At 64.1% G+C, this 615-nt stretch carries 1 protein-coding gene; it reads right to left on the reverse strand.

Going from position 1 to position 615, the window contains the following annotated elements:
- Positions 1 to 515: glutathione S-transferase family protein (locus H926_RS0106930; protein WP_028657696.1), on the reverse strand; the 515-nt coding region annotated here is incomplete at its 3' end.
- Positions 516 to 615: the final 100 nt, after the last annotated feature.

A 615-nucleotide genomic window follows, 5' to 3' on the forward strand; every position in this document is an offset into this window, starting at 1 on the left:
TGGTCAGCCGGGAACGCCTGGCGGCCAAACGCCATGGCGCTGCTGATCAGGAAGTCGGCCCCTGTGAACGTCTCGCCCATGACATAGGGCCCAGCCTCCAGCGCGGCGCGCAAACGAGCGATCACCGCGTCATGGTTGCGCTGCTTCTGCGCCGATCCGGCCAGTTCGCCAGCCATTCCGGCAAACAGCGCTGGCTCCAGTTCGGTAGCATACCATGCGATCCAGGTGAGATAGTCGCCCCGGCCGCCGTCGGCCGGCGCAGGAGCGAGCCCTGCCTGCGGAACGGCATCGAGCAGGTACAGCACGATTGCAACCGATTCCGCGAGCAGCCTGCCATCGTGGACGAGCGCCGGCACACGCTTGTCGGGATGGGGATTGACAGGGTCGCCCTGCCCTTCCCCGGTCATGGGGCGGAAAATGGAAACCGGGCGGATCTCGTAGGCAACCCCAAGCTCCTCCAGCAACCAGATCATGCGGGACGAACGCGATTGGGGCGCGTGGAACAAGGTTATCATGAGGCAGGTCCTTTTCGATCGGTCGAATGGCTGAGCGGGTTTCGCAGAGCGATTTCGCTTGTAGGACCACCCTGCTGACAGCATTCTGTCAGCAGGAGGC

The sequence above is a fragment of the Novosphingobium sp. B-7 genome, from assembly GCF_000410615.1.
Taxonomy (GTDB): Bacteria; Pseudomonadota; Alphaproteobacteria; order Sphingomonadales; family Sphingomonadaceae; genus Novosphingobium; species Novosphingobium capsulatum.